This window comes from Paenibacillus sp. FSL K6-4396 (assembly GCF_038002525.1).
GTDB classification, from domain to species: domain Bacteria; phylum Bacillota; class Bacilli; order Paenibacillales; family Paenibacillaceae; genus Paenibacillus; species Paenibacillus amylolyticus_B.
On the sequence record NZ_JBBOCR010000001.1, the window covers coordinates 6,649,379 to 6,670,554 of the forward strand.

Consider the following 21,176-nt stretch of genomic DNA (forward strand, 5'->3'; position numbering starts at 1 on the left):
TAATCTAAATCTTGTTTTAATTATAACACTGCATATCCGGTTTGGGAAGGCTTTTGCACGGTCTTATAAATGAAGATTCCATGAAGTACAGCTTCATAGAAACGATGACACAGGCGTTAAACGAAATGAGAGGTGTAAACAAACTATTCCTCAACGATTGGAGCTATGATAGACTCATCTGATTGGGTTTCCATATTTTTTTGGAGTAGGATGATACCATCATAAGGAACGTTGCTATTGTAGGAAGTTAACTTAGTCACGATTGCGGAGGTAAACATGAGGATATTTCAATTTAAACGAGAGTCCGGGAAGAAGATTACCAAATTCGATTCTAATTTCGTCATGTCACGTATTACGCAGACCGACAAAACAGCTCATATCGGATGTATGCACTTACCTGAGGGTGGAGTAATCGGTTATCACCAAGCAGTGGTTCCGCAACTCCTTTTGATCGTTAATGGAGAAGGCTGGGTTAGAGGCGAAGCAAATGAATACATCAAAGTTCATTGTGGCGAAGCGGTTCTGTGGGATACACATGAATGGCACGAAACCAAAACAGAAACTGGACTCATGGCCATTGTAATTGAAAGCAAAGAGTTAGACACCTCATTATTAATGCCTTTATAGAAGGTATAACGTAAGAAATGAAGTCCTTCTTTAACACCAAAAAGCAGACCTGCACCTAAAACGGTAACAGGACTGCTCCTTTAAAACATAAATCTCCTTAAACACGGACATATTCAAAAGTCAGAATACGACTGATCTCTTCATAGCTTGATGCTACAAAATGAGGTTGATGATCGGACTCCGGCAGCGCCTCCCGATGGTTGAACCAGATAATTGTCCACCCCGCATCGACCGCACCTACCACATCATTACGCCACGAGTCTCCAATATAATAGCTGGAACGGGCATCTGTCCCGGACTGCTTACTCACATATTCGAACAACCTGCGATCCGGCTTCGCATAACCAGTCGTACCGGAAATGAAGATCAGATGCTCGTCCACGAGACTGAGCACATCCAGTGCTTCAAGTTTGCGCCGCTGATGCTCTCCTTCTCCATTGGTTATTAGACCAACGGTATGGCCTTCTGCCTGAAGCCTTCTAATCAACTCGTATGCTCCTTCAAAAGGCACAATCTCAAACTGTCTGCTCAGATACTGAGCTTGCAGTTCTTCAGCCTGTCCAGATTGTAGGGGGAGTCCAAACTCCTCCATCGTCAACTCAAACCTCCGACGGCGCATTCGCTCCACCGCATCCGGCTCCGGTACAGCAGACAGATCTTCTTGTGCAGACAGCCAGTCACTATAATAACGAAAACGGTGATAGGCATCAGCAAAAGGAAAATCATCCGATAGGCCGAGAACATCCTGCAACGCCCCGCGAAGCGGCTGTAAGTGATCATATAAAGTATCATCCACGTCGAAAAATATGGTCTTGGCATCATTTTTTATATTCATAGTTGTAACTGATCCTCCTGCTCCTGTCTCAAACATTCTCTTCTTATTACTATATATGTAATCCTATGCCTCGTCCAAAAGGGATTTGGTAAACGTGGACAATCCATGATTGCCACATCCCAGTTACTGGAATATAATTTATTAAAGATCACAACCAAAATCATGAAAAGGTGGAATGAACATATGAGTACTACAATAGAGAAATGCACCGATTGTGGAGGCACGTCCTTCGTACAGGCATCCGACTTCATCAATCTTCGTCCATTGGATAAGAAATTGTCGATGGGTTCAGAAAGAGTATATACCGTGTGTTTGGACTGCGGAGAAGTGGTCTCCATTAAGGTGAAGAATCCAGAGAAATTAAAATAAGCAGGGTTCGTATTTAATATAATTACAAGAACATGATAATACGAATATGAATCCGTGAAAAAGAAGCCCTGGCTCACCTGAGTGAACTGGGGCTTCTTTTTCTTATGGAGCAAACAAACGATATAACAACGAATCATCTAATGAATTATCGGAAGAAGACCACCAGATGTCTCTATCCACTTATACAATCAATGATACAACCTTACCTGCATTCACATCAATTAGGCCATGGTCCGTAATCTTCAAAGCGGGACTTACGGCAAGGGAGTGAGTACTTAGCGACATGATCGGGTTGTAATGTACATACCCAAGAGACAACATGGCTGCCCTCAGCTCCTTCACTTGATGGGAAACCACTGCCAGTGGTTCTTCCGTCAAAATGCCGCCTACGGGAAGTTCCAGATGGGACAACACCTTGCCGTCTTCCACCACACAGAAGCCGCCTTGGCTCGAAATTACGGTGTTAGCTGCCAATATCATATCTTCACGATTGCGTCCCACAACCAGCAGGTTGTGATTATCGTGTGAATATGTCGTAGCAATAGCACCACGCTTGATGGTGTCTCCACCGATCAGACCATGTGCGTGATTGCCGTTCACACCATAACGTTCAAAGGTTGCAATCTGTGCATATCCGCTTTCTTCCCAGCGCAATTCGCCATTCGAAGCCTGAACCGGTGCAATATGTTCTTCCACAAAAGTAGAACCATCCTTCACCATCATGACACGGCATTGGTACTCACCTTCACCAGCGAGATCAACACCTGATCCACTGACTTTTGGATCTGACAACTGAATTGCAAAATCAGCTACGCCCAGCTTCTCCAACTGTACACTCTTATAGAAGTGAGGTGGGAACTGCCCGGTAATCCGTTCCTGCTTATACGGTTCGTAATCGTCATAAGCTTTGCGGCCGTTTTTGTACACCTGATCAATAGAGAGATCATCCAAGTTGGATAACAAAACATAATCGGCCACTTTGCCTGGGGCAACACTGCCACGATCAGTCATTTTCATACGGGAAGCAGGGGTAGACGTTGCTGCGTAGATCGCATCTTCCGGACGCATCCCCATCTGAATCGCCTTGCGTACGATATGATCCAGATGACCACGCTCCACCAGTGAATCCGGCATCACATCATCCGTTACGAAGCAGAAATGCTGTGCCACATCATGTTGAATCAGATACTCCATGACCTCAGGCGTCATCGATTTCTCCTGGATTTCAATAAACATGCCTGCTGCAATCCGCGCCTGTAATCCCTCAATGCTCTGATGGGTATGATCGGAATCAATACCTGCGTAGATCAGTCGATGCAGATCGAGTCCAAGCAGTTTCGGTGTATGACCTTCAATCACCAGATCAGGATAGTTTTTGCGGATATGCTGTAAAATCTGGTTGGTCTTGCACTCCGGATCACGGATGACATCGACATAGTTCATGATCTCGCCCAGACAGATAATCTCGCCAGTGGCGAGCAGCACGTCCATATCTTCAATCTCGATCGAACCGCCTGTTGTCTCCATCGGGGTTGCCGGAACGGAACTTGGGATCGCATAGAACATATCCACGGTGGTGTCCCGACTCACAGCCATCATCTCCTGCACACCTTCCAGCCCGAACACATTTGCCATCTCATGCGGTTCTGCGACAATGGACGTTACCCCGCAGCCAATCAGACCATGAGAAAAGGTTTCCGGTGTCACCATCGTACTTTCGATATGCAGATGGATATCAATCAAGCCAGGAATCATGTATCTTCCTCGTGCATCAATGACTTCGTCTGCCTGAAACATCTCCGTTCCACCGGGTCCAACATATAGGAATCTGCCGTCCAACACAGCAACGTTATTCATCTCAAACCGTTTATAATAACTGTTATACACATGTACATTCACAATTAGTTGATCTGCACGCATGGGGCATAATCTCCTTCTTCACAAACATTTCACCGCGATCCGGACTGGACAATGAACCTGTACTTTAATCTGATGTACTGCACTTGATCGCGTACCACTGCCTCGTCCAGAAACATCGTATGAAATGTCTTCTTTACTGCTCTTATTTCTTCAAGCTATTCCTACATTTCACGGCTACTCCACCAGTACAAGCTTGTCCTGTGGGAAAATCAGGCTAACACGCTGTCCACTAAGGTACGGTGTTTCCATCTCCTGATTTGCTGTAAAGTCACCCAGTTCCGTCTCAATCACATACTGATAACTGCGTCCCAGATACGTGCTGACCTTGATAATCCCCGGCAAAGCATTCACCACTTCCGCAGAGGTATCTCCACTAACGATTAGATCATCCGGGCGAATCGCACCTTTACGTGCACCGGGACGTGCTGTTCCAGGATGCGCGGTTGCTGTAAATGTGCGTCCACCCGCATGTAATGTGATGAATTCACCTGCATCGCTGCGATCCGCGAATTCAATAAAATTATGGAAGCCGATAAATCGTGCGACAAACTCCGTTGCCGGATATTTAAAAATCGTTTCCGGGCGGTCGAGCTGCTCGACCACGCCTTTGTTCATAATCGCGACCTGATCCGAAATCGAGAAGCATTCTTCCTGGTCATGAGAGACATACAACGTTGTAATGCCCAGCTCCTGCTGAATCCGGCGAATCTCCACCCGCATGTTAAGACGCAGGTTAGCATCCAGGTTACTGAGTGGTTCGTCGAACAAGAGCAGGTCAGGCTCAATGACCAAGGCACGAGCAATGGCCACACGTTGACGCTGTCCACCGGACAGTTCTTGTGGAAAACGTTTCTCAAATCCGTTCAGGTTAACAACTTCCAGGATTCGCATTACACGTGAAGAGATATCCTTGTCTTTCACTTTACGCATCCGCAAGCCAAAGGCCACGTTGTCATAGACAGACAGATGTGGGAATAATGCATAACTCTGAAATACAAATCCGAAGTTCCGCTTGTTCGCCGGAACCTTCGTATAATCCTTGCCGCCGAACATAAACTTGCCCTGTGATGCTTCCAGAAATCCGGCGATGAGGCGCAGCGTAGTTGTTTTGCCGCAACCGCTCGGTCCGAGCAGGGAGAGCAGTTTACCTTTTTCCAGCTCCAACTGAAAATCCTTCAGGATTGTCTGCTTATCGTATGCCACGGATACGTGGTCTAATGTCAGCAATGCCATAGCGTTCTGCGCCTCCAATTAACGTTTAGTAAAGTATGAAAATCCGCCCATGATCCGTTCGATCACGAACATTAAAAGTCCGGTCAGTACCATCAATAGCATGGAAATCGCTGCAATCGTTGGGTCAAAGTAATTCTCCACATACGTCAGCATCTGAATTGGCAATGTACTTACCCCTGGTCCGGTCATGAACACCGAGATGTCCACATTGTTGAACGACTCCAGGAAGGCAATCAGCACCGCAGCGATAATTCCTGAGCGGATGTTGGGAAGCACAATTGTGAAGAACGTTCTCACCCGTCCCGCACCAAGACTCAGCGCAGCTTCTTCCACGGCAAAGTCAAAGCTCGATAGACTCGACGCGATAACCCGAATAATGAATGGAAGCATGATAATCGTATGACCAATCAACAGTCCAAGGTACATCGGCAGATGGTAGATTACGATCAGATATTTCATCAATGTAAAACCAAGCACGATTCCCGGGATCAGTACCGGGGACAGGAACAGTGCGTTCAGCACGGACTTGCCTTTAAAATCGTAACGACTGAGTGCATACGCAGCCGGAACTCCAAGCACCAGTGCCAACAGGTTCCCCAGCAAGGAAATGATGATGGACGTCTGGAACGTGCGGAGGAAACCGCCTGTGTTGAAAATATTCTCATACCAGCGGAAGGAGAACCCTTCCGGCGGAAATTTGAGTACCGTTCCCGGTTCAAATGAAGTGATCGATATGATCAGAAGCGGGCCCAGCAGAAAGATAAAGACCAGCAGACTGAACAGGCCCAGCCCGATATGTTTCTCCCGCATATGTCTACCCCTTCGGATTTAAAGTTTTGGCCATTTTGTTCATGACACCGACCACGACAAATGTAATCACAATCATAATCGCGGCAACAACCGAGGCCAGATACCAGTCGTTGAGGGTCATGGCGTTCTGATACAGGAACGTAGCAATCACGCGCTGCTTGCCTCCAAGGAGGGCAGGTGTGGTATACGCCGTCAGGCTTCCGACAAAGACAAGCACGGCTCCGATGACAAGTCCTGGCACAGCCAGCGGGAACACAACCCGGCGGAATGCCGTAATGCGCGATGCGCCCAGACTTTGCGCTGCCTTGAGCAGGTCACCGTCAATGTTCTCCAGCACGCCCACCAGAGAGATAATCATCAATGGCAGGAATAGATGCGTCAGACCGATCATCATCGCTGCCGGTGTGTACAGAATATCCAGCGGCTTGTCCACGATCCCCAGACCAACAAGGGTGTTATTAATCAGCCCTTTGCGTCCAAGAATGATCATCCAGCTAAACGAACGCACGACCGGGCTCGTCAGCAGTGGGAAGATCGCCAGTGCCAGCAAAATGCCTTTGCGGCGCGGCGCTTTCTGCGAAATATAATAAGCTGTCGGGAATCCGAGCACCACACAGACGATGGTGGTGACCACGCTGACTTGCAGCGTCGTAAGCAATATTTTCAAAAAGTATGGGTCTCTGAAAAAATGCATGTATCCTTCAAACGTGAAGGAGTTTTCTTGGAAAAACGTCGATCCGATCGTCAGGACAATCGGAATGATCATAAATGCCGCCAAAAACACGAATCCCGGCAGCAATAGCCAGTAGATTACTGATTTTTTCATCGCCATACTCCTGACTTGTAAATTTAATTCGAGATTGATACTTGAATACTCCGATTGCAGTACCGTCCTTCGATCCCTGTTATCCCCCGATTTATTGATTGATTTTCATAGGTGAAAATCGAGGGATAAAGGGGAACGCTTCGCTTCTCCAGATCGGTTCTGCACTCTCCGCAAGCGTATAAATATCTAATTGAGGCAGAGCAGCTACGCGTTTAACGCGTTGACAAATAGTTCAAGGAACGCTTCTGCGTCCACGGTTTCGCAGACGAGGGTGTTGGGCTGCTCGCCCAAACGGTTTTGGAAGTCGCATACCATCTGGCCATCGCACAGGCGGCTGGCGGTTTCGACATCCACATAATACGATTTGCGTCCTACCAGTTCAGGGGCAAGGGCTACGCCCACGGCTAGTGGATCATGTAAAGCGCAAGCGCGGACGCCGTTCATTTGTTCGTAACGGTTGATGTATATCTCCGTGCTCTGAGCGACGTATTCACGAATTACAGGATCTGTGAGACGCTCAATCGTTGCTTCATTCAGCAATGTTTGACGCGTTACATCCAATCCGACTTGGGTAAGCTTCTCGATGCCTGCGTGCAGTACAATGCGTGCCGCCTCTGGATCAGCGTATGTGTTGTACTCGGCGGTCGGTGTAATGTTGCCATGTCCGCGAACCACACCACCCATGAAGATGACTTCCTTCAATAAAGAAGGCAATTCAGGACACTTCATCAGCGCGAGTGCCAAGTTAGTTAAGGGTGCGGTCATGATCAGGGTCAGTTCGCCGGGATACAACTTGGCTTGCTCCACGATAAAGTCTGGCGCAAAACCTTCCTCGGCTTGCTTGGACACGGCCGGATCAGGCAGCGCACCGCCCAATCCGTCCTGTCCATGTACTCGGTGTTCATAATGCGACTTGCGAGTAAGGGGTCCTGCCGCTCCAGCAATCACCGGAATTTCAGGTGCACCCGCAAGTTCAAGGATTTTGCACGTATTCTCTGTTGCCTGCTGGAGTGATACGTTCCCACAGACTGTGGTGATACCGAGAATGTCCAGCTTCCGGCTTTTGACCGCCAGCAAAATTGCCAGTGCGTCGTCAATCCCCGTGTCCACATCCATAATGATGCGATTCCGCGATTCATTCATCCGTTCTCAACTCCTATATGGTGATTGGTTGCTTGCTGCAAATGATAAGTTGAACTAAAGAATATTTACACTTACCACTCCGATGACAGAATAACCTTCCGATCGCTGTTATCCCCAGATTTTTTTGAATCCCCTTCTTCAAAGGGAAAATCCGGGGATAGCGTATGCTTCCGAAGCAGCTTTCTTTCAGAAAGCTTTTAGGCGAACGCTTCGCTTCTTCACGTTATTTCTGCCCTCTCCGTTCTCGTGTAAAAAGTTTAGTTAAACTATATAGATCAAAGATAACTATTTAGTCGGTTACTTGTTTTTATTGTGCAATCTCACGGTTCCAGCGATCTGTCCAGCCTTTAACCTGTTGATTCACAAATTCCATATCCAGCTTGTTCAGCTTCTCAACAACTTCAGCGCCGTATGTTACGCCTTCTGCTTCTTCAGCAGTCAGTTCAACTTTTGTGTTAACCGGGGAATCGACTTTAGCTTTGGCAGATTTCGCTTGTACATCCTGGCTAAGCTGCCAGTTGATGAACTCTTCAGCGAGTTCTTTGTTTTTGCTGCCCTTCACGACATTGATTGTGTTCATCACGGCATATGCACCTTCGCTAGGTGTAACAAACTTTGCATTAGGCACGGCTGCTTTCAGATCTTTGAAATACATTTCCATGATCGGTCCGCCCGCAATCTCTTCTTGGGAGAACATGTTCACGAACTCGGAAGTTTGGCTGTAGAATTTCACCACATTGCCGCTCAGTTTTTTCAGTTCAGCAAATGCCGCATCTTCATTAAACGTATCGTTTCCGGCTACACGGGAAGCTGCATCCACAACCATTGGGCCTGCTGTTGCCGTAATATTCGGGATGGTCAGGTTACCTTCGAACGCCGGGTCCCACAGGTCACTCCATGAAGTCACTTCTTTGGATACGAGATCCGGATTATAAGCGATACCGAGCTGTCCAACCGTGTAGGCCGGGCCATAATCTTCACCAAGTGGTGCTTTGGCAATATCATAAATGTCATTTACATTTGGAATTTTGGAACGGTCGATTTTCTCAAACAGACCTTCATCGATACCTTGTTGTGCATAGTAGTCAGACAGGTAGATGACATCGACATTGGATGTACCCTGACGGATTTTGTTCAGACGTTCAGCGTTATTGCCGACTTCGAGCACGATGTCTACATTATGTTCTTTTTCAAAGGGACCAAATACCGATTCATTGAAGAAATCTTCCGAGAAGCCCCAAGTGGAGATAACCAGTTTGTTCGCTGCTGTTCCCCCACTGCCTGATCCGCCTGTCTCATCATCCGTGCTGCTGCCACAACCTGCAAGTAATACTGATGTCATTGCCACTGCTGCCAAACCGCTAATCCACTTTTTCATCATGATCCTGATTCCCCCTGATATATGTGATGTGTATGAAAAAACAAAAAGAAAAGCATTCTTGTATAAACAAGAACACTTTTCTTCGTAAACAAAGGAAAGCGACACCCGCTGCCGGTACATCATCGGTTTCTGCTTCAGAATCAATCCGAAGACAAACGCCATCATATGAAATTGTACGGAACCTGATCATGAATCCGGGTCATAACCTCCATATGCATCAACAAGAATCTATCCTGCCGATCCATCCTTAGGCCTGTTCCAGAATCACATTTGTGATAGCCCACTGAGTGGACGCATCATAATCCCGCAATATAGCTTCAATTGGCAAACCCATGTGTTGCTCGAGCTTCTCCCGGAATTTCTTCTTATATAAGACAGACATGCGGAAGTCCACTTCCAGCTTTAAGCCGGGGGCCTCCCCTTCCAGGGCGTCAGAGCGCGGTGAACGTCGGTGCTTCGCGTAGAAGGTCACAATGTTCTGGTCAATGGTCACTCTCAGGAGAGTGGTGCCAAATCCGAACAGTTCCTTCGAGATTTCGTTATAATACTGGCACATCTTCTTCTTACTCTCATTGCTGTCCAGTAGTTCCATGAACTCACCCACATCTCTTACTACCGTACATTCGACGTGTTAACACGATTGATTATACATAAATCTTCTGAAATGAGCAACCCAAAAGATATACTTAACATGTAAATCACACACAGAAGCGAACGATAAGACATTTACCTCCAAAAACAATTCGTCTTAAACCACAGTAAATTTACATTAATATGCCTGCATGTCAGTCCTATACTATTGTTACTTCTAAACTTCGTTTTAATACACCGTAATCGAGTCTTCGTTTCAACTTTCCCTATAAGGGTATTAATTCCTGCGAAACATAGACAAACTTCGTCAACAACCGTTAAAATGAGACACAATGTTGACATGTTTTTATTTTCTAGAAATTGGAGGCTTAACCCATGCAATGTCCAGTATGTAATCATGAAAATGGAGATGCCCAGTTTTGCGAGAGGTGCGGAACTAATCTAACGCAAACTACCTCTTCACCCTCACTTGTAAAGAACCCGGAATCTGCTGCTGCTTCAGAACCCGAATATACCCGCTGGTCCAGCACGCAGGCTACCTCTTCCCAGGCATCCGTTCCATCCAACACACCATCCGTCTCCATCCACAAGGAACAGGCGAGAGAATCAACAGGTACCAATGACCATGCTTCTGCGGGAGACAACAGCTCCAATCAGTGGAATAATATCGTGCAGAATGAGAAAGTTCAGCAAGCCAAAGAAGTAAGCAAACAGTACCTATCCTATTTCCTCAGTGTATTAGCCCGTCCTTATCAGACGATGAAAACCGTTGGTGACCAGCATTCACTAAACGGATGGCTAACAATGGTGCTGATTGCAGTCCTATCTTCTACATACTTCTTAATTACCTTTAGTCGTATAGGCATGGATGGCTTGTTCATTGGTGGATTTATCCGGCCGCTATTGTTCACCATCATTATCCTGATAGCCTCTATTGCACTGATGTACGCTATTCTGAAAATTGAAAAAATAACCTTCCGTCCCAAAACACTGGTTGCCCAGTTCGGTACATTGCTTGTTCCTGCTGTCGTATCCCTTGTTCTGGCGAATCTGTTTATTATCATCTCGTATTCCATCGCGATCGCCTTGCTTGTGGTCTCGTATATCATCATATTTGTCGCTCTAAACTCGGTGCTATTCCAATATCCATTGAATCGTACCAAAGCAGCCATCGACAGTATGTACAGTGTACTCATCGCCAATGTGGTCGTATTCTTTATTCTGTATCGTTTGTTGGGTGAGGTTATTATTGGACTGATTGGCATGATGCTTTCGCCGTTTGGCCGTCTGTAAACACTTGTTACTTCGATGACAGAACAACCTGCCGACCGCTGTCATCTCCAGATTTTTTTAATTCGCTTTTATAATGGTGAAAAGCTGGAGATAAAGGCGAAGCAGATGCTTCAATTCCAATAGATATAGATTCCTCTGACTCTTTAGAGTTATATTAAGGCGCTCCCTGCTCACGTGGGGGACGCCTTTTTTAGTTTCCCAAGGCAGCATTGCACTGTGCATGTATCATACACTATAATGTGTAGTGCAAGAGGTATGTTCTTATTTACGTAATAAACTAATCCAGCAACTCCCGTTACGTAATAAGAGGATTCATCTTTGCCATAAACACTACATGATGTAGTGTTAAATTCACTCATTTTACGAAGAAAGCAGAGGAACTCTCTATGGACATGACTCATATGAATCATATGCAAATGGAGCACGAGGCAAGTACATCCTACCTGTGGCTCATCGTAGGTGTAATCGTGGTGCTGTTCTCCATCGCCGCCTATATCTGGGCATCGCGCACACAGGGAAAAATCCTGGGCCACATGAAAAAGAAAGAGCGGGCGGACATCCAGAAAAAAAGTCGATCCCTTCGGCTGGCTGCACATGTAATGATGGCTGTGTCGATTATTACGTTTGGCCTGTTCTTCATGCAAGGAGCAGGTAAAACATATAATGTAGCCGATCTGGAATCCAACGCGACAATCGACGTGACTGACGATAAATATTATGGGGCTGACCATACGGAGGACCCCATTCAGTATGAGATGACAATTCCAACATCGGGGCCGCATAATCCGCATGATATCAAGTTTGGATTTTACACCGACTTCCCCGGCTATAATTACCTGGTACACAATCTGGAGCACGGGGATATCATCATCTATTATCGTGAGAACGCAAGCGAGGATTTGAAGGAACATCTGAAATACCTCGCTAAATTCCGCGAAGCCGGAGCAGGTATTCTGGCTGTACCAAACAAGGATATTCCCGAAGGCAGTGAAGTCGTGGTGACCGCATGGACCAAAACGATGGAACTCGACCAATTCGACGATGCCAAGGTTGGTACTTTTATCAATAAATATATTAATCAGGGACCTGAAAAGATTCCTGCCTCTGTTCGCCAGGGCGGCGGAACGATGTAATGACGTAATCACTCAATCATGTGAAGCCCCTCTAAGTAGTAACAATGGGGTGTGTCCCAATGATGGGCATGGTCAATATAGGATTGAAACGAAACTAGCTCCCGGATCAAATTGACTCGGGGGCTAATTCTTTATCGAACAGATGCCGATATTTCAAGTAGAAAACTGTATATTTGATATACAATACATACGAACCAAAGAAGAACGACAAGCACCAAGTAAAGAGACAAAGAGACGATTGATTCAACAGATCAAGGGGGAACACTTTTACCAATGAACAGTTTGTTTATGAGGATCTTTTTATTTTTTTCCTGTCTGATGCTGGCCGCGGGTGCGGTTCTTGGCATTACCATGTACCGTTCATCGGCTCAACTGGTCGAACAATCCATGGGGATGCAGGCACAGGCTGTGGCTGAACGGGCAGCTGCATTAATTGACACCTCTCTGTATGCACCACTCAGTACCGGACAGAACGAGACAGCGTATTACGGCACATTGCGTGAGCAGCTTAGTCAGCTGCGCGAGGCCAATGGACTCAAGTATCTGTACACCCTTGGTACACGCGAAGAAAATGGAACAAATACATATTTCTACGTTGTAGATGGGGCTGCTGCGGATGTGGCAGAGGATGACTTCTCCCCTTACGGCTCCGCAGAAGAGACCCATTATGAAGGAATGCTGCAAGCTTTTGAACAGAATGAGCCTATTCGGGGTGAACTCACACAGGATGAATATGGCGCTACCATTACTGCGTATGTGCCAATCCATGGAGATGACGGGAAAGTACTCGGATTGGTCGGTGCAGATCTGGACTCCACTGCGGTCTATGAACTGATGTCCCGCAACCGTATGACCATGATCTGGACAGCCTTGGCGATTGTTCTGCTGAGTGTCTTGTTGGTGTATGGATTCGCCCATTACTTGACCCGACCATTGGTGAAGTTGAAGAAGTTAATTACCCAGGTAGGAAAAGGCGACCTGACCGTCAACGTTGAACTTAGCCGCAAGGACGAGGTGGGCCAACTCGCCTCCGAGTTCAAACATCTGGTTACAGGTACCCGTGATGTCATGACGGGCATCCGTCAAAGCTCCGATTCTCTGCTACAGGCTGCAGAAGGTGTATCGAAACATTCACAGGCGACTGCCGAAGCCAGTCAGCGTATTGCCGAGCATACGAATCATACGGCCAGTGGAGCTGCCGAACAGGTGGCTCGTGCGGGCGAAGTTACGGTAGCCATGGAAGAGATCACGCGCAGCATGCAGCACATTGCGAATTCTTCTTCTATGGTCGCGGATGTATCACAGGAAACGACCAATAACGCGGTGCAAGGTCAAGCCAACATCAACACGGCGATGGACAGCATGGACAAAATTCATCAAGCAAATGTGCAGATGGTGGCCTCCACCTCTCAGCTGGAGCAGTACTCAGGTAAAATTGAGTCAGTGGCACACCTGATGAAAGGCATCGCTTCACAGACCAATCTGCTCGCACTTAATGCAAGTATTGAAGCGGCTCGGGCAGGAGAGTATGGCAGCGGGTTTGCGGTGGTTGCCTCAGAGGTTCGCAAGCTTGCGGGGGAATCAGAGCAATCGTCCCAGCATGTCACCGAACTGATCGCCGAGATGACACGCCAGACTGCCCTGTTGTCAGAGCATATGTCTGCCAGCACAGCAGCAGTCCAATCCGGTCTCGCTGTTGTTCAGGAGGCAGGCCGTTCATTCACATCCATTCATACCGGGATTGAGACGATGAATGAACGTCTGCACGAAGTATCCGCTGCATCTGAGCAGCTGTCTGCGAGTGCAGAAGAAGTGTCCGCTTCCGTGGAGGATATGGAACATATCTCACGCGAATCCTCTTCAAGTATCCAACAGGTGTCTCATGCTACCGGAAGCCAACTGCAATCCATGGATGAGATGAGTGCATCCGCTGAATCTCTGCGGGTACTGTCCAGTGAGCTGAACGGATTAATTAGTCGATTTAAAATATAACGTGCAGCTTAGATTGCTAGATATCAGCCCAAAACAAAAAGCCGCACGGCAGGGAAGGGATCATGGGGTTCAACCCCATACCCTGACCACTGCCTGCGGCTTTATTTTTGTACCTTTAATGTTGGCACGCCCTAAGGCTGCCTGAATTAATAGCGCTGCGGAGCAGCTTTTTTACCCAAATCCGTCATGTACGTAAAGAACGCTTCCGGATCGGTATCATACACCAGTTGTACTGGACGTCCGTCTGCTTGCTCCACCGTGCGGCCCTGGCTAGGACCTTCCGGGATAACAATACAGTTTACGGTTTTTTTCTTCACGATGTCCTCGCGTCCAACGGAAGCCGTTGTCAGCACATCCCACAGATAGTATGTGGAATTTGTCTCACTGTACACCAGTGGCGGACAACCTGCGTAACAGTTACCCAGGAAATCAACGCCTTCGAAGCGACGCTCTGCTGCCCAGCGGTTACGAACGGCTGGAGTCAGAGGTACTTTGTTCGTGCTTTCCAGTGCAACCAGATCGATCTGGATACCACTCTGCCATACACGGTAAGCCGCTTCCGGGTCCCAGAATACGTTCCACTCTGCTGTGCCATCATGCTCAGGCTCTTCTACGTTACCACGCTCGAATGTACCACCCATCCATACCAGCTTGTCGATTTTCTCTTCAATGTCTGGTGCTTCGTCCAGTGCACGCGCAAGGTCAGTCAGTGGGCCTGTGAATAGGAGCAATGTTTTGCCTTCGGTGTTGCGCACTTTCTCGATTAGATGCTGGTGTGCAGGAACTGCAGACAGTGGTGCTTCCATTTTGCCGGACTCGTTCAGTACAGGAAGTGCATCTACATAGAAGGAATGCAGTCTCCACGCCGCAGGAAATGGATTTTTCCCTCTGGAGTTGGATTTGGATACCTCTACGGAATATGTACCGAAACGATCGATGATTTTACGGCTGGCATCTGTTGCTGGCTCCAGATATCCGTCTGCCGGAATAACCGATACGCCGGTTACATGTACATTGTCCATTTGCAGAAGCATGAACAGCGATACGAGGTCATCCACGCCGCCGTCATGGTTAAAATACACATTAAGTTGGTTCGTCATGCTTGCTTTCATCCTTCCCCTGGTTGTCCCATTGATGTTGATCATCCGTCTGCCCCAAGGCCGACGCTCTCTCTATTATGTCCCATAACCCTTGGCTACGTAAACCTTCCCCATGCAAAGAAAACAAGGATCACGCCTCATCCTGCGGATATTTTACAGTTCCACCATTCCATCTCAGGAGGACAACTGGTAGAGGTCATTATCGTTCGGAAAATAAAGAAATGGACAGCAGGCTTGAAGCCCCGCCGTCCATCTCACCCCATCCATGCATTACATGGACTGGTTTTGTTTCTGTTTCTGTTTCTTCTCTTTCTTCTCAGCAATCGGGATATACTTGCCTGGCCAGAAGGCCCATTTGCCCAGCAATGTGGTAATTGCCGGAACCATGAACGGACGTACCAGGAATGTATCCAACAACACACCAACAGCCGTTATAATTCCGAATTGCACCAATACTTGAATCGGCAGAGTCGCAAGTACCGCAAAGGTTCCTGCCAGAATCAGGCCCGCAGAGGTAATAACGGAGCTCGTCTCACCGACGCCTTCCTTAATGGCTTGACGAAGCGGCATCGTTTTGCGTTTCTGCCAGATGCTTGAGATCATGAAAATGTTGTAGTCTTCACCCAATGCCACCAGGAATACGAAGGAATACAGCGGAATCGCGCCCTGTATGGCATCGGCGCCAAGTCCGTAGTGAATAATGATCCAACCCAAACCCAGTGCAGAGAAATACGACAGAACAACCGTTGCAATCAGATACGCCGTAGCTACAACAGAACGCAAGTATAATAGCAGCAATAGTGTAATCATGCCGATGACCACCGGAATTATGATCTTGGCATCCCGTTCTCCAGCCACTTCAATGTCATACTGTTCTGCTGTCTGACCATCGATCCAGACCTGACTGTCTACATTGCTTACTCCAGCATCTTGAAGCGCCTGTTCCGCAGTAGCCCGCAGATCCGGAATATGCTGCATTGCCTCCATGGAATATGGATTCAGATTAAATTCCACGTCATAAGCCGTAATGTTAGCATTCTCGGCACCCTGTTGGGCATCGCCTACTTTGCTAATGTAATCCAGCGATTCAAGCCGCTGCTTCAAATCGGTTTCTTTACCTTCGGCATCAACAATCACTTTCACTGGAGCCAGCTCGCCTTGAGAGAACTGTTCGCCGATGACGGTGAAACCTTCGCGGGAAGGTACATCCTCCGGGAAGGAAGACAACAGATCATACGTGAATTTAACCTGAGTAGAGAATGCCGCCAGTCCTCCCAGCAATACCAACGTAATTGCAAGAACGGTCCATGGCTTCGTTACTACAACACGGCCAATCCAGCTTTCCTTCACTTTGCGCGGGGCAGGAGCCGGTTTGCCTTTTTTCTTCGCACGTTCGACTTCCATCTCATGTGTACGTGGTACGAATGGGTAGAATGAACCCCGACCGAAGATCGCCAAGAGCGCCGGAACCAATGTCAGACTTGCAATAAACATAATAAAGATGGACAGACTGAACGGTACGGCAAAGCGATGATATGCACCGTATTCAGCCAGCAACAGCACGAGTAGTGCTGCAACAACCGTGAATCCACTCATGGCAATGGCGCCGGAAGATCCGGTAATGGCCTGGAAGATGGCTTTCTTTTTGTCCGGCTCATGATAGAGAATCTGGCGGTATCTGGAGATCATGAACAGGCAGTAATCCGTTCCTGCTCCGAATAACAATACAGTCATGATTGAGATTGACTGTGCGTCCACCGTAATCCAGCCTTGATCCGCCATGAATCCGAGAATCGGACTGGTCACCATATACGCGAATCCAACCGCAATAATTGGGATAATCGCTAGCACTGGCGAACGATAGATCAATAGCAGCAGAACCAATACCAGTACAACCGTAGCGATAAGCAAGGATACATCGGCGGAAGAGAATAGTCCGCTCGCATCAATGGATATCCCTACTGGCCCTGTTACACGAGCAATCAGTGTATTGGCATCATCTATAGCTACATCGAACGGGTTTGCCCCGAAGATGTCTTGTGTTTTTTGCTCAAGTGCTTCAATGCCTTGCTCTAATTGTTCTGCATCGGCACCTTCATTGAAGAAAAGCGGCATAACAAGGGTGCTTCCGTCTTCCGAAAGCTGGCCTTTCAACGCCTGTGGCGGCAATTGATAGAGTGGCACAACGGACTGTTGTTGTTCTACCGGATCTTGATCCAGTCGCTCCGTTAATGCCTGAATGTTCTGAATCTGCTCATCTGTCAGACCGCCTGCTTGACGCCATACGATTAACGCGGGCAGTCCTTCACCACCAGGGAATTCCTTCTCGGCAAGTGCAGCTGCCTGAACCGATGGTTTGGACTCACTTAGATCCTGCGCGTTATTAGTTTCACGATCACCAACAGCAGGCCATACCATGCCAAGCACAACGGCGATAATGATCCATACCAACAGTGTAATCCATTTGCTTCGTTTGCCAGCAACCCAGCGGCCATAACCCGAACCTTCTTGCATTGTCTCTTCATCTCCCTATTCTGTTTCTATGAAGCCCTATTTATGTGATGGTGTAGTAATGAACCATGGGTCATAGTATAATTGATTTAATTATATATACCGGAAGGTTAATTTTGCAATGCCTAATTTGTGAACATGCTTAGCCAGCGATTAAATACGTAAAGAGGTCAGTGATTATGAGCAAAAAAACAAACATCCCCCGGTCACCGGGCAGACCCAAAACGGGTGCCGATCAAGCATCTGTCCAAACCAACATATTGATGACAGCTTCACGTCTGTTTATGGAATATGGGTATGAACCCGTCTCTCTCCAACAGATTGCTTCATTATGCAATGTAACCAAAGCATCAATCTATTATCACTTCACCAGCAAAGCCGATCTGTTCACCGTTGCCATTACCCGCATAATGATGATGAGCATGCAGCAGACTTCGCTCCGCCTGGATGAACCCGGCACATTACAAGAGCGGCTGATCAAGGTTGCGCAAGCGAAGATGCAACACTCCCATATTGAGACGGAGAGCATGATGCGAGAAGCCGAGAAACATCTGAATACGGAGCAACTCAGCCAGATTCGAGAAGCTGAGGTTCAGATCTTCGAAGTGCTTGCGACCCACTTCAAGCAGGAGATGGACAATGGTTATTTGCGTGTTGCCAGTCCCATGCTGCTTGCCCATGCATTTACGTCACTGCTCATGCTCGCGAACCGCGAAGATGTGCGCAGCATGAATGGCGGCAGCATTGAGGAACTTGCACGGGAACTTGTGGCGCTATTTCTGGATGGAGCAGTTAAGCGGAACTAAAGACCCTACTATACATTTGTCTATGAGCAGCACAAGATGATGTCCGGAATGTTGACCCCTTATTCCATCACATTTTAGGAGGAACAACTTATGTCACATTCAAATCCTTCCCCACGCATCCCCCGTCTGCTGGAAACAAAGCGCATATACCTGCGTCCTTTCGAGATTACAGATGTGGAGGCTTACTTCCCCGGTCTGTTTGACGCCGAGATGCGCAGGCTGACGGGAACACAGAATAGTTTCACACGCGCTCAGGTTGAACGTTATGTTGAGAGTGCTGCACAAGATGACACCCGACTCATGCTACTTATTGCTTTACAGGAAAATGACCAGATCATCGGAGATGTCGTCCTGATGGACATGCATGCCAAGAATCGCAGTGCACACATCCGGGTTGCCATCGATCGGGTGGAGCATCAAGGAAAAGGCTACGGTAGCGAGGCATTACTGCTTATGCTGGACTACGGCTTCGGCATCTGTAACCTGCATCGAATCGAGCTTGAGGTGTACGCCTTCAACGAGCGAGCCATTCGCACGTATGAGAAACTCGGATTCCAGCGCGAGGGTGTGAAGCGGGATGTCTTGTTCTACAATCATCAATACCATGATGCCATTCAGATGAGCATGCTGGAGGATGAGTTCAGGCAACGTCATATGATAGATCAGGTAGGTAATAATTAAGTTTCCGTTCAGCCAAAATCAAACCAAAAAACCGGGGGATTTAATAACCCTCCCCGGTTAGAAACTTCAGATGACCCGTGAGCACCGACAGCTCGGCGGGTGTCTTCATATACAATTCGCCATCCGTGTCGGCTGACATTGGGGCATCTGTCTTCACTTTTAACGTAGATGTCTTGAAGTATGAAATGCTCTCACTCTGAGGCTGCCAATCTCCCTCCGGCTTGTGCGACAGAATCTCTCGCAGCAGCGGAATGCCTGTCTCATGAATAATGAGCACGTCCAGTTCGCCATCCTGCAACGCATCCGGTGCAAAGGGCAGGGCATTCGTTCCCAGAAAACGGCCATTGGCTGCGTAGATCATCACAGCTTCGCCTTCCATCTCTTTCCCATCCGCCTCCAGTTGGTATCGAAACGGCTCTGTATGACTAATTGTCTGTAACGTGCTGATGAAGTAACTAAGCTTACCCAGCGCGCCTTTCAGATTCTCGTTAATATTCTGCGAAGCATCACTGATCAAGCCAATGCCAAAAAAGTTCGTGAACACCCGATCATTAGCCCGTCCAACATCAATGGATACCACCCGACCTGCCAGCATTTCTTGTGCCGCAGTCTCTGCATCCGGTGAAATCCCGAGCGAACGCGCAAAGTCATTACACGTGCCTCCAGGCAATATACCAATCAACGGAGGATGTTGCAGATCGGCCAGTCCATTCACGCATTCATGCACCGTGCCATCCCCACCCAGGATAAACACCACATCGAATTGTTCCCCGCGCTCACGACACAGCTTCTCTCCTTCACCAGCTTCATCCGTACGCACAATGACAAGTTCATGGACAGCGGGAGCCAGCACACCAGCCACAAGGCCCACTGTATTCTCACGATTGGCCTTGCCCGAATGATGATGATGAATTAACAACGCTTTGTTAAATTCCATCCCTCTTCCTCCATTCCAATGCTTGTTAACCTTTACCCACAAAGGTTGAAGCCGTAAACAACAAGCCCTTCGCTAAGCACTCATCATGATTCCGAATATGTTTCCCAATAAGGTATGCATCCTAATCCTCATTCAATTCGTAATAGCTAGATGGCCCGTTTATCCATAAACCAATTCCTTTTTTAACCAGATTTATGCATGAGAATGAGGGTTTCTCCGCACCTTAATGTCATAAGGCTGCAAATTTTGCTGGTGAGAACCCATTCAAATCGAGTCAAAACGGTTATATCTATACCATATACGAATGGAGGGATTCCCTATGATTCCGGCAACGTTGGAACAATTGGAGCAAGTTCGCAAGGAATGCCGTACCATGGTTCGCAAAAGAGCTACCGCTTCCGCCGGTACAACACTCGTTCCGCTGCCCGGTACAGACGTACTGGCTGATGTGGGGATGCTGATGCAGTTGCTGCCTGCCATTAACAATAAATTCGGATTATCACAAAAACAGCTGGACGGCATGGACCCCGAGACCAAATCCATGATCTATGGATTCGTCATGTCCATCGGAAGCAAAGTCATCGGTCGTATGATCACCAAGGAATTGGTGGTACAGGTTCTGAAAAGAGTCGGCGTACGCGTAGCCACCAAATCGGTCGCCAAATTTGTTCCATTTGCAGGACAGGGACTGGCTGCCGCACTCAGCTTCACAGCCATGCGCTATGTTGGTAACAAACATGTGGATGACTGTTATGAGGTTGTGAAAGGTATGATTGAGCAGCGCGAATTAATTCCGGGTGAACCGGCTCCGTCTGCGCTGGAGGAAGCTAACAGCGACGACGTGAAGGTAGAAGTGAAGTCTGTCTCTAGCAACGACACTGATGAACCTGCGAAGGAGTCTAAGGATCAATAAATAAAACAATCCATATCCTAATGTCAACCCTCTGGATATACGACAAATAGCCGGGAGCACCCCTAGGGATGCTCT

At 47.7% G+C, this 21,176-nt stretch carries 19 protein-coding genes; 8 read left to right on the forward strand and 11 right to left on the reverse strand.

The genetic code is table 11. The annotated features are described in order from the left end of the window. Positions 1-276 precede the first annotated feature (276 nt). Entirely contained in the window at positions 277-627 is a 351-nt protein-coding gene (locus MHB85_RS29040; RefSeq protein ID WP_192134858.1) for a cupin, read from the forward strand. A gap of 97 nt (positions 628-724) precedes the next feature. Here MHB85_RS29040 and MHB85_RS29045 read toward each other — a convergent pair whose 3' ends face one another. Further along, positions 725-1,462, reverse strand: a complete 738-nt coding sequence (locus tag MHB85_RS29045) for an HAD family hydrolase (protein ID WP_192134857.1) — start codon at positions 1,460-1,462, stop codon at positions 725-727. A gap of 183 nt (positions 1,463-1,645) precedes the next feature. On the opposite strand from MHB85_RS29045, the gene MHB85_RS29050 reads away from it, so the two are divergent. Next, positions 1,646-1,831 (forward strand): hypothetical protein, encoded by a 186-nt coding sequence (locus tag MHB85_RS29050; RefSeq protein WP_149846837.1) that lies wholly within the window; start codon positions 1,646-1,648, stop codon positions 1,829-1,831. 180 nt (positions 1,832-2,011) lie between these two features. Here MHB85_RS29050 and MHB85_RS29055 read toward each other — a convergent pair whose 3' ends face one another. From MHB85_RS29055 to MHB85_RS29085, 7 genes are all read right to left on the reverse strand, one after another. Next, the gene (locus MHB85_RS29055; protein ID WP_192134856.1) at positions 2,012-3,751 is read right to left on the reverse strand and encodes an adenine deaminase; all 1,740 of its coding nucleotides are present in this window, start codon (positions 3,749-3,751) and stop codon (positions 2,012-2,014) included. A gap of 174 nt (positions 3,752-3,925) precedes the next feature. Further along, positions 3,926-4,984: an ABC transporter ATP-binding protein gene (locus tag MHB85_RS29060; RefSeq protein WP_192134855.1), complete on the reverse strand. Its 1,059-nt coding sequence runs from the start codon at positions 4,982-4,984 to the stop codon at positions 3,926-3,928. An 18-nt stretch (positions 4,985-5,002) separates the two neighbouring features. Then, on the reverse strand, positions 5,003-5,794 hold the full coding sequence (locus MHB85_RS29065) for an ABC transporter permease (protein ID WP_124116640.1): 792 nt from the start codon (positions 5,792-5,794) through the stop codon (positions 5,003-5,005). Between the two features lie 4 nt (positions 5,795-5,798). Then, entirely contained in the window at positions 5,799-6,620 is an 822-nt protein-coding gene (locus tag MHB85_RS29070) for an ABC transporter permease (RefSeq protein WP_036612869.1), read from the reverse strand. Between the two features lie 204 nt (positions 6,621-6,824). Continuing rightward, positions 6,825-7,763 carry a nucleoside hydrolase gene (locus tag MHB85_RS29075; RefSeq protein WP_149846839.1) on the reverse strand — a complete coding sequence of 313 codons (939 nt, stop codon included), beginning with the start codon at positions 7,761-7,763 and terminating at the stop codon, positions 6,825-6,827. 307 nt (positions 7,764-8,070) lie between these two features. Further along, complete coding sequence (locus MHB85_RS29080) at positions 8,071-9,141, reverse strand: ABC transporter substrate-binding protein (protein ID WP_341074286.1); 1,071 nt, start codon at positions 9,139-9,141, stop codon at positions 8,071-8,073. Positions 9,142-9,391: 250 nt separating this feature from the next. Continuing rightward, the gene (locus MHB85_RS29085; protein ID WP_017691786.1) at positions 9,392-9,736 is read right to left on the reverse strand and encodes a Na-translocating system protein MpsC family protein; all 345 of its coding nucleotides are present in this window, start codon (positions 9,734-9,736) and stop codon (positions 9,392-9,394) included. Between the two features lie 374 nt (positions 9,737-10,110). On the opposite strand from MHB85_RS29085, the gene MHB85_RS29090 reads away from it, so the two are divergent. The 3 genes from MHB85_RS29090 (at position 10,111) to MHB85_RS29100 (ending at position 14,153) form a co-directional block, all read left to right on the forward strand. Further along, the gene (locus MHB85_RS29090) at positions 10,111-11,028 is read left to right on the forward strand and encodes a zinc ribbon domain-containing protein (protein ID WP_341074086.1); all 918 of its coding nucleotides are present in this window, start codon (positions 10,111-10,113) and stop codon (positions 11,026-11,028) included. Positions 11,029-11,429: 401 nt separating this feature from the next. Next, entirely contained in the window at positions 11,430-12,161 is a 732-nt protein-coding gene (locus MHB85_RS29095; RefSeq protein WP_341074087.1) for a DUF3105 domain-containing protein, read from the forward strand. Between the two features lie 273 nt (positions 12,162-12,434). After that, entirely contained in the window at positions 12,435-14,153 is a 1,719-nt protein-coding gene (locus MHB85_RS29100) for a methyl-accepting chemotaxis protein (RefSeq protein WP_341074088.1), read from the forward strand. Between the two features lie 146 nt (positions 14,154-14,299). On the opposite strand, the gene MHB85_RS29105 is transcribed toward MHB85_RS29100, so the two are convergent. Both MHB85_RS29105 and MHB85_RS29110 read right to left on the reverse strand, forming a co-directional pair. Then, complete coding sequence (locus tag MHB85_RS29105) at positions 14,300-15,253, reverse strand: nucleoside hydrolase (RefSeq protein ID WP_091012689.1); 954 nt, start codon at positions 15,251-15,253, stop codon at positions 14,300-14,302. Between the two features lie 270 nt (positions 15,254-15,523). Further along, entirely contained in the window at positions 15,524-17,767 is a 2,244-nt protein-coding gene (locus MHB85_RS29110; protein WP_341074089.1) for an MMPL family transporter, read from the reverse strand. A gap of 176 nt (positions 17,768-17,943) precedes the next feature. Between MHB85_RS29110 and MHB85_RS29115 the strand changes: the two genes are divergently transcribed. Both MHB85_RS29115 and MHB85_RS29120 read left to right on the forward strand, forming a co-directional pair. After that, positions 17,944-18,570: a TetR/AcrR family transcriptional regulator gene (locus MHB85_RS29115; RefSeq protein ID WP_192134850.1), complete on the forward strand. Its 627-nt coding sequence runs from the start codon at positions 17,944-17,946 to the stop codon at positions 18,568-18,570. Between the two features lie 90 nt (positions 18,571-18,660). Further along, positions 18,661-19,251: a GNAT family N-acetyltransferase gene (locus tag MHB85_RS29120; protein WP_192134847.1), complete on the forward strand. Its 591-nt coding sequence runs from the start codon at positions 18,661-18,663 to the stop codon at positions 19,249-19,251. Between the two features lie 40 nt (positions 19,252-19,291). Here MHB85_RS29120 and MHB85_RS29125 read toward each other — a convergent pair whose 3' ends face one another. Then, positions 19,292-20,188: a diacylglycerol/lipid kinase family protein gene (locus MHB85_RS29125; protein WP_091012681.1), complete on the reverse strand. Its 897-nt coding sequence runs from the start codon at positions 20,186-20,188 to the stop codon at positions 19,292-19,294. A gap of 319 nt (positions 20,189-20,507) precedes the next feature. Here MHB85_RS29125 and MHB85_RS29130 point away from each other — a divergent pair, with 319 nt between their 5' ends. Further along, positions 20,508-21,101 carry a hypothetical protein gene (locus MHB85_RS29130; RefSeq protein WP_192134845.1) on the forward strand — a complete coding sequence of 198 codons (594 nt, stop codon included), beginning with the start codon at positions 20,508-20,510 and terminating at the stop codon, positions 21,099-21,101. The last annotated feature ends 75 nt before the right edge of the window (positions 21,102-21,176 follow it).

Bases quoted from the DNA above. Each gene is read 5' to 3' on its own strand.
- MHB85_RS29045 (WP_192134857.1), bottom strand. From the start codon at position 1,462: ATGAATATAAAAAATGATGCCAAGACCATATTTTTCGACGTGGATGAT.
- MHB85_RS29090 (WP_341074086.1), top strand. From the start codon at position 10,111: ATGCAATGTCCAGTATGTAATCATGAAAATGGAGATGCCCAGTTTTGC.
- MHB85_RS29040 (WP_192134858.1), top strand. From the start codon at position 277: ATGAGGATATTTCAATTTAAACGAGAGTCCGGGAAGAAGATTACCAAA.
- MHB85_RS29125 (WP_091012681.1), bottom strand. From the start codon at position 20,188: ATGGAATTTAACAAAGCGTTGTTAATTCATCATCATCATTCGGGCAAG.
- MHB85_RS29115 (WP_192134850.1), top strand. From the start codon at position 17,944: ATGAGCAAAAAAACAAACATCCCCCGGTCACCGGGCAGACCCAAAACG.
- MHB85_RS29105 (WP_091012689.1), bottom strand. From the start codon at position 15,253: ATGACGAACCAACTTAATGTGTATTTTAACCATGACGGCGGCGTGGAT.
- MHB85_RS29110 (WP_341074089.1), bottom strand. From the start codon at position 17,767: ATGCAAGAAGGTTCGGGTTATGGCCGCTGGGTTGCTGGCAAACGAAGC.
- MHB85_RS29075 (WP_149846839.1), bottom strand. From the start codon at position 7,763: ATGAATGAATCGCGGAATCGCATCATTATGGATGTGGACACGGGGATT.
- MHB85_RS29095 (WP_341074087.1), top strand. From the start codon at position 11,430: ATGAATCATATGCAAATGGAGCACGAGGCAAGTACATCCTACCTGTGG.
- MHB85_RS29055 (WP_192134856.1), bottom strand. From the start codon at position 3,751: ATGCGTGCAGATCAACTAATTGTGAATGTACATGTGTATAACAGTTAT.
- MHB85_RS29080 (WP_341074286.1), bottom strand. From the start codon at position 9,141: ATGAAAAAGTGGATTAGCGGTTTGGCAGCAGTGGCAATGACATCAGTA.
- MHB85_RS29050 (WP_149846837.1), top strand. From the start codon at position 1,646: ATGAGTACTACAATAGAGAAATGCACCGATTGTGGAGGCACGTCCTTC.
- MHB85_RS29100 (WP_341074088.1), top strand. From the start codon at position 12,435: ATGAACAGTTTGTTTATGAGGATCTTTTTATTTTTTTCCTGTCTGATG.
- MHB85_RS29085 (WP_017691786.1), bottom strand. From the start codon at position 9,736: ATGGAACTACTGGACAGCAATGAGAGTAAGAAGAAGATGTGCCAGTAT.
- MHB85_RS29070 (WP_036612869.1), bottom strand. From the start codon at position 6,620: ATGAAAAAATCAGTAATCTACTGGCTATTGCTGCCGGGATTCGTGTTT.
- MHB85_RS29060 (WP_192134855.1), bottom strand. From the start codon at position 4,984: ATGGCATTGCTGACATTAGACCACGTATCCGTGGCATACGATAAGCAG.
- MHB85_RS29065 (WP_124116640.1), bottom strand. From the start codon at position 5,794: ATGCGGGAGAAACATATCGGGCTGGGCCTGTTCAGTCTGCTGGTCTTT.
- MHB85_RS29130 (WP_192134845.1), top strand. From the start codon at position 20,508: ATGATTCCGGCAACGTTGGAACAATTGGAGCAAGTTCGCAAGGAATGC.
- MHB85_RS29120 (WP_192134847.1), top strand. From the start codon at position 18,661: ATGTCACATTCAAATCCTTCCCCACGCATCCCCCGTCTGCTGGAAACA.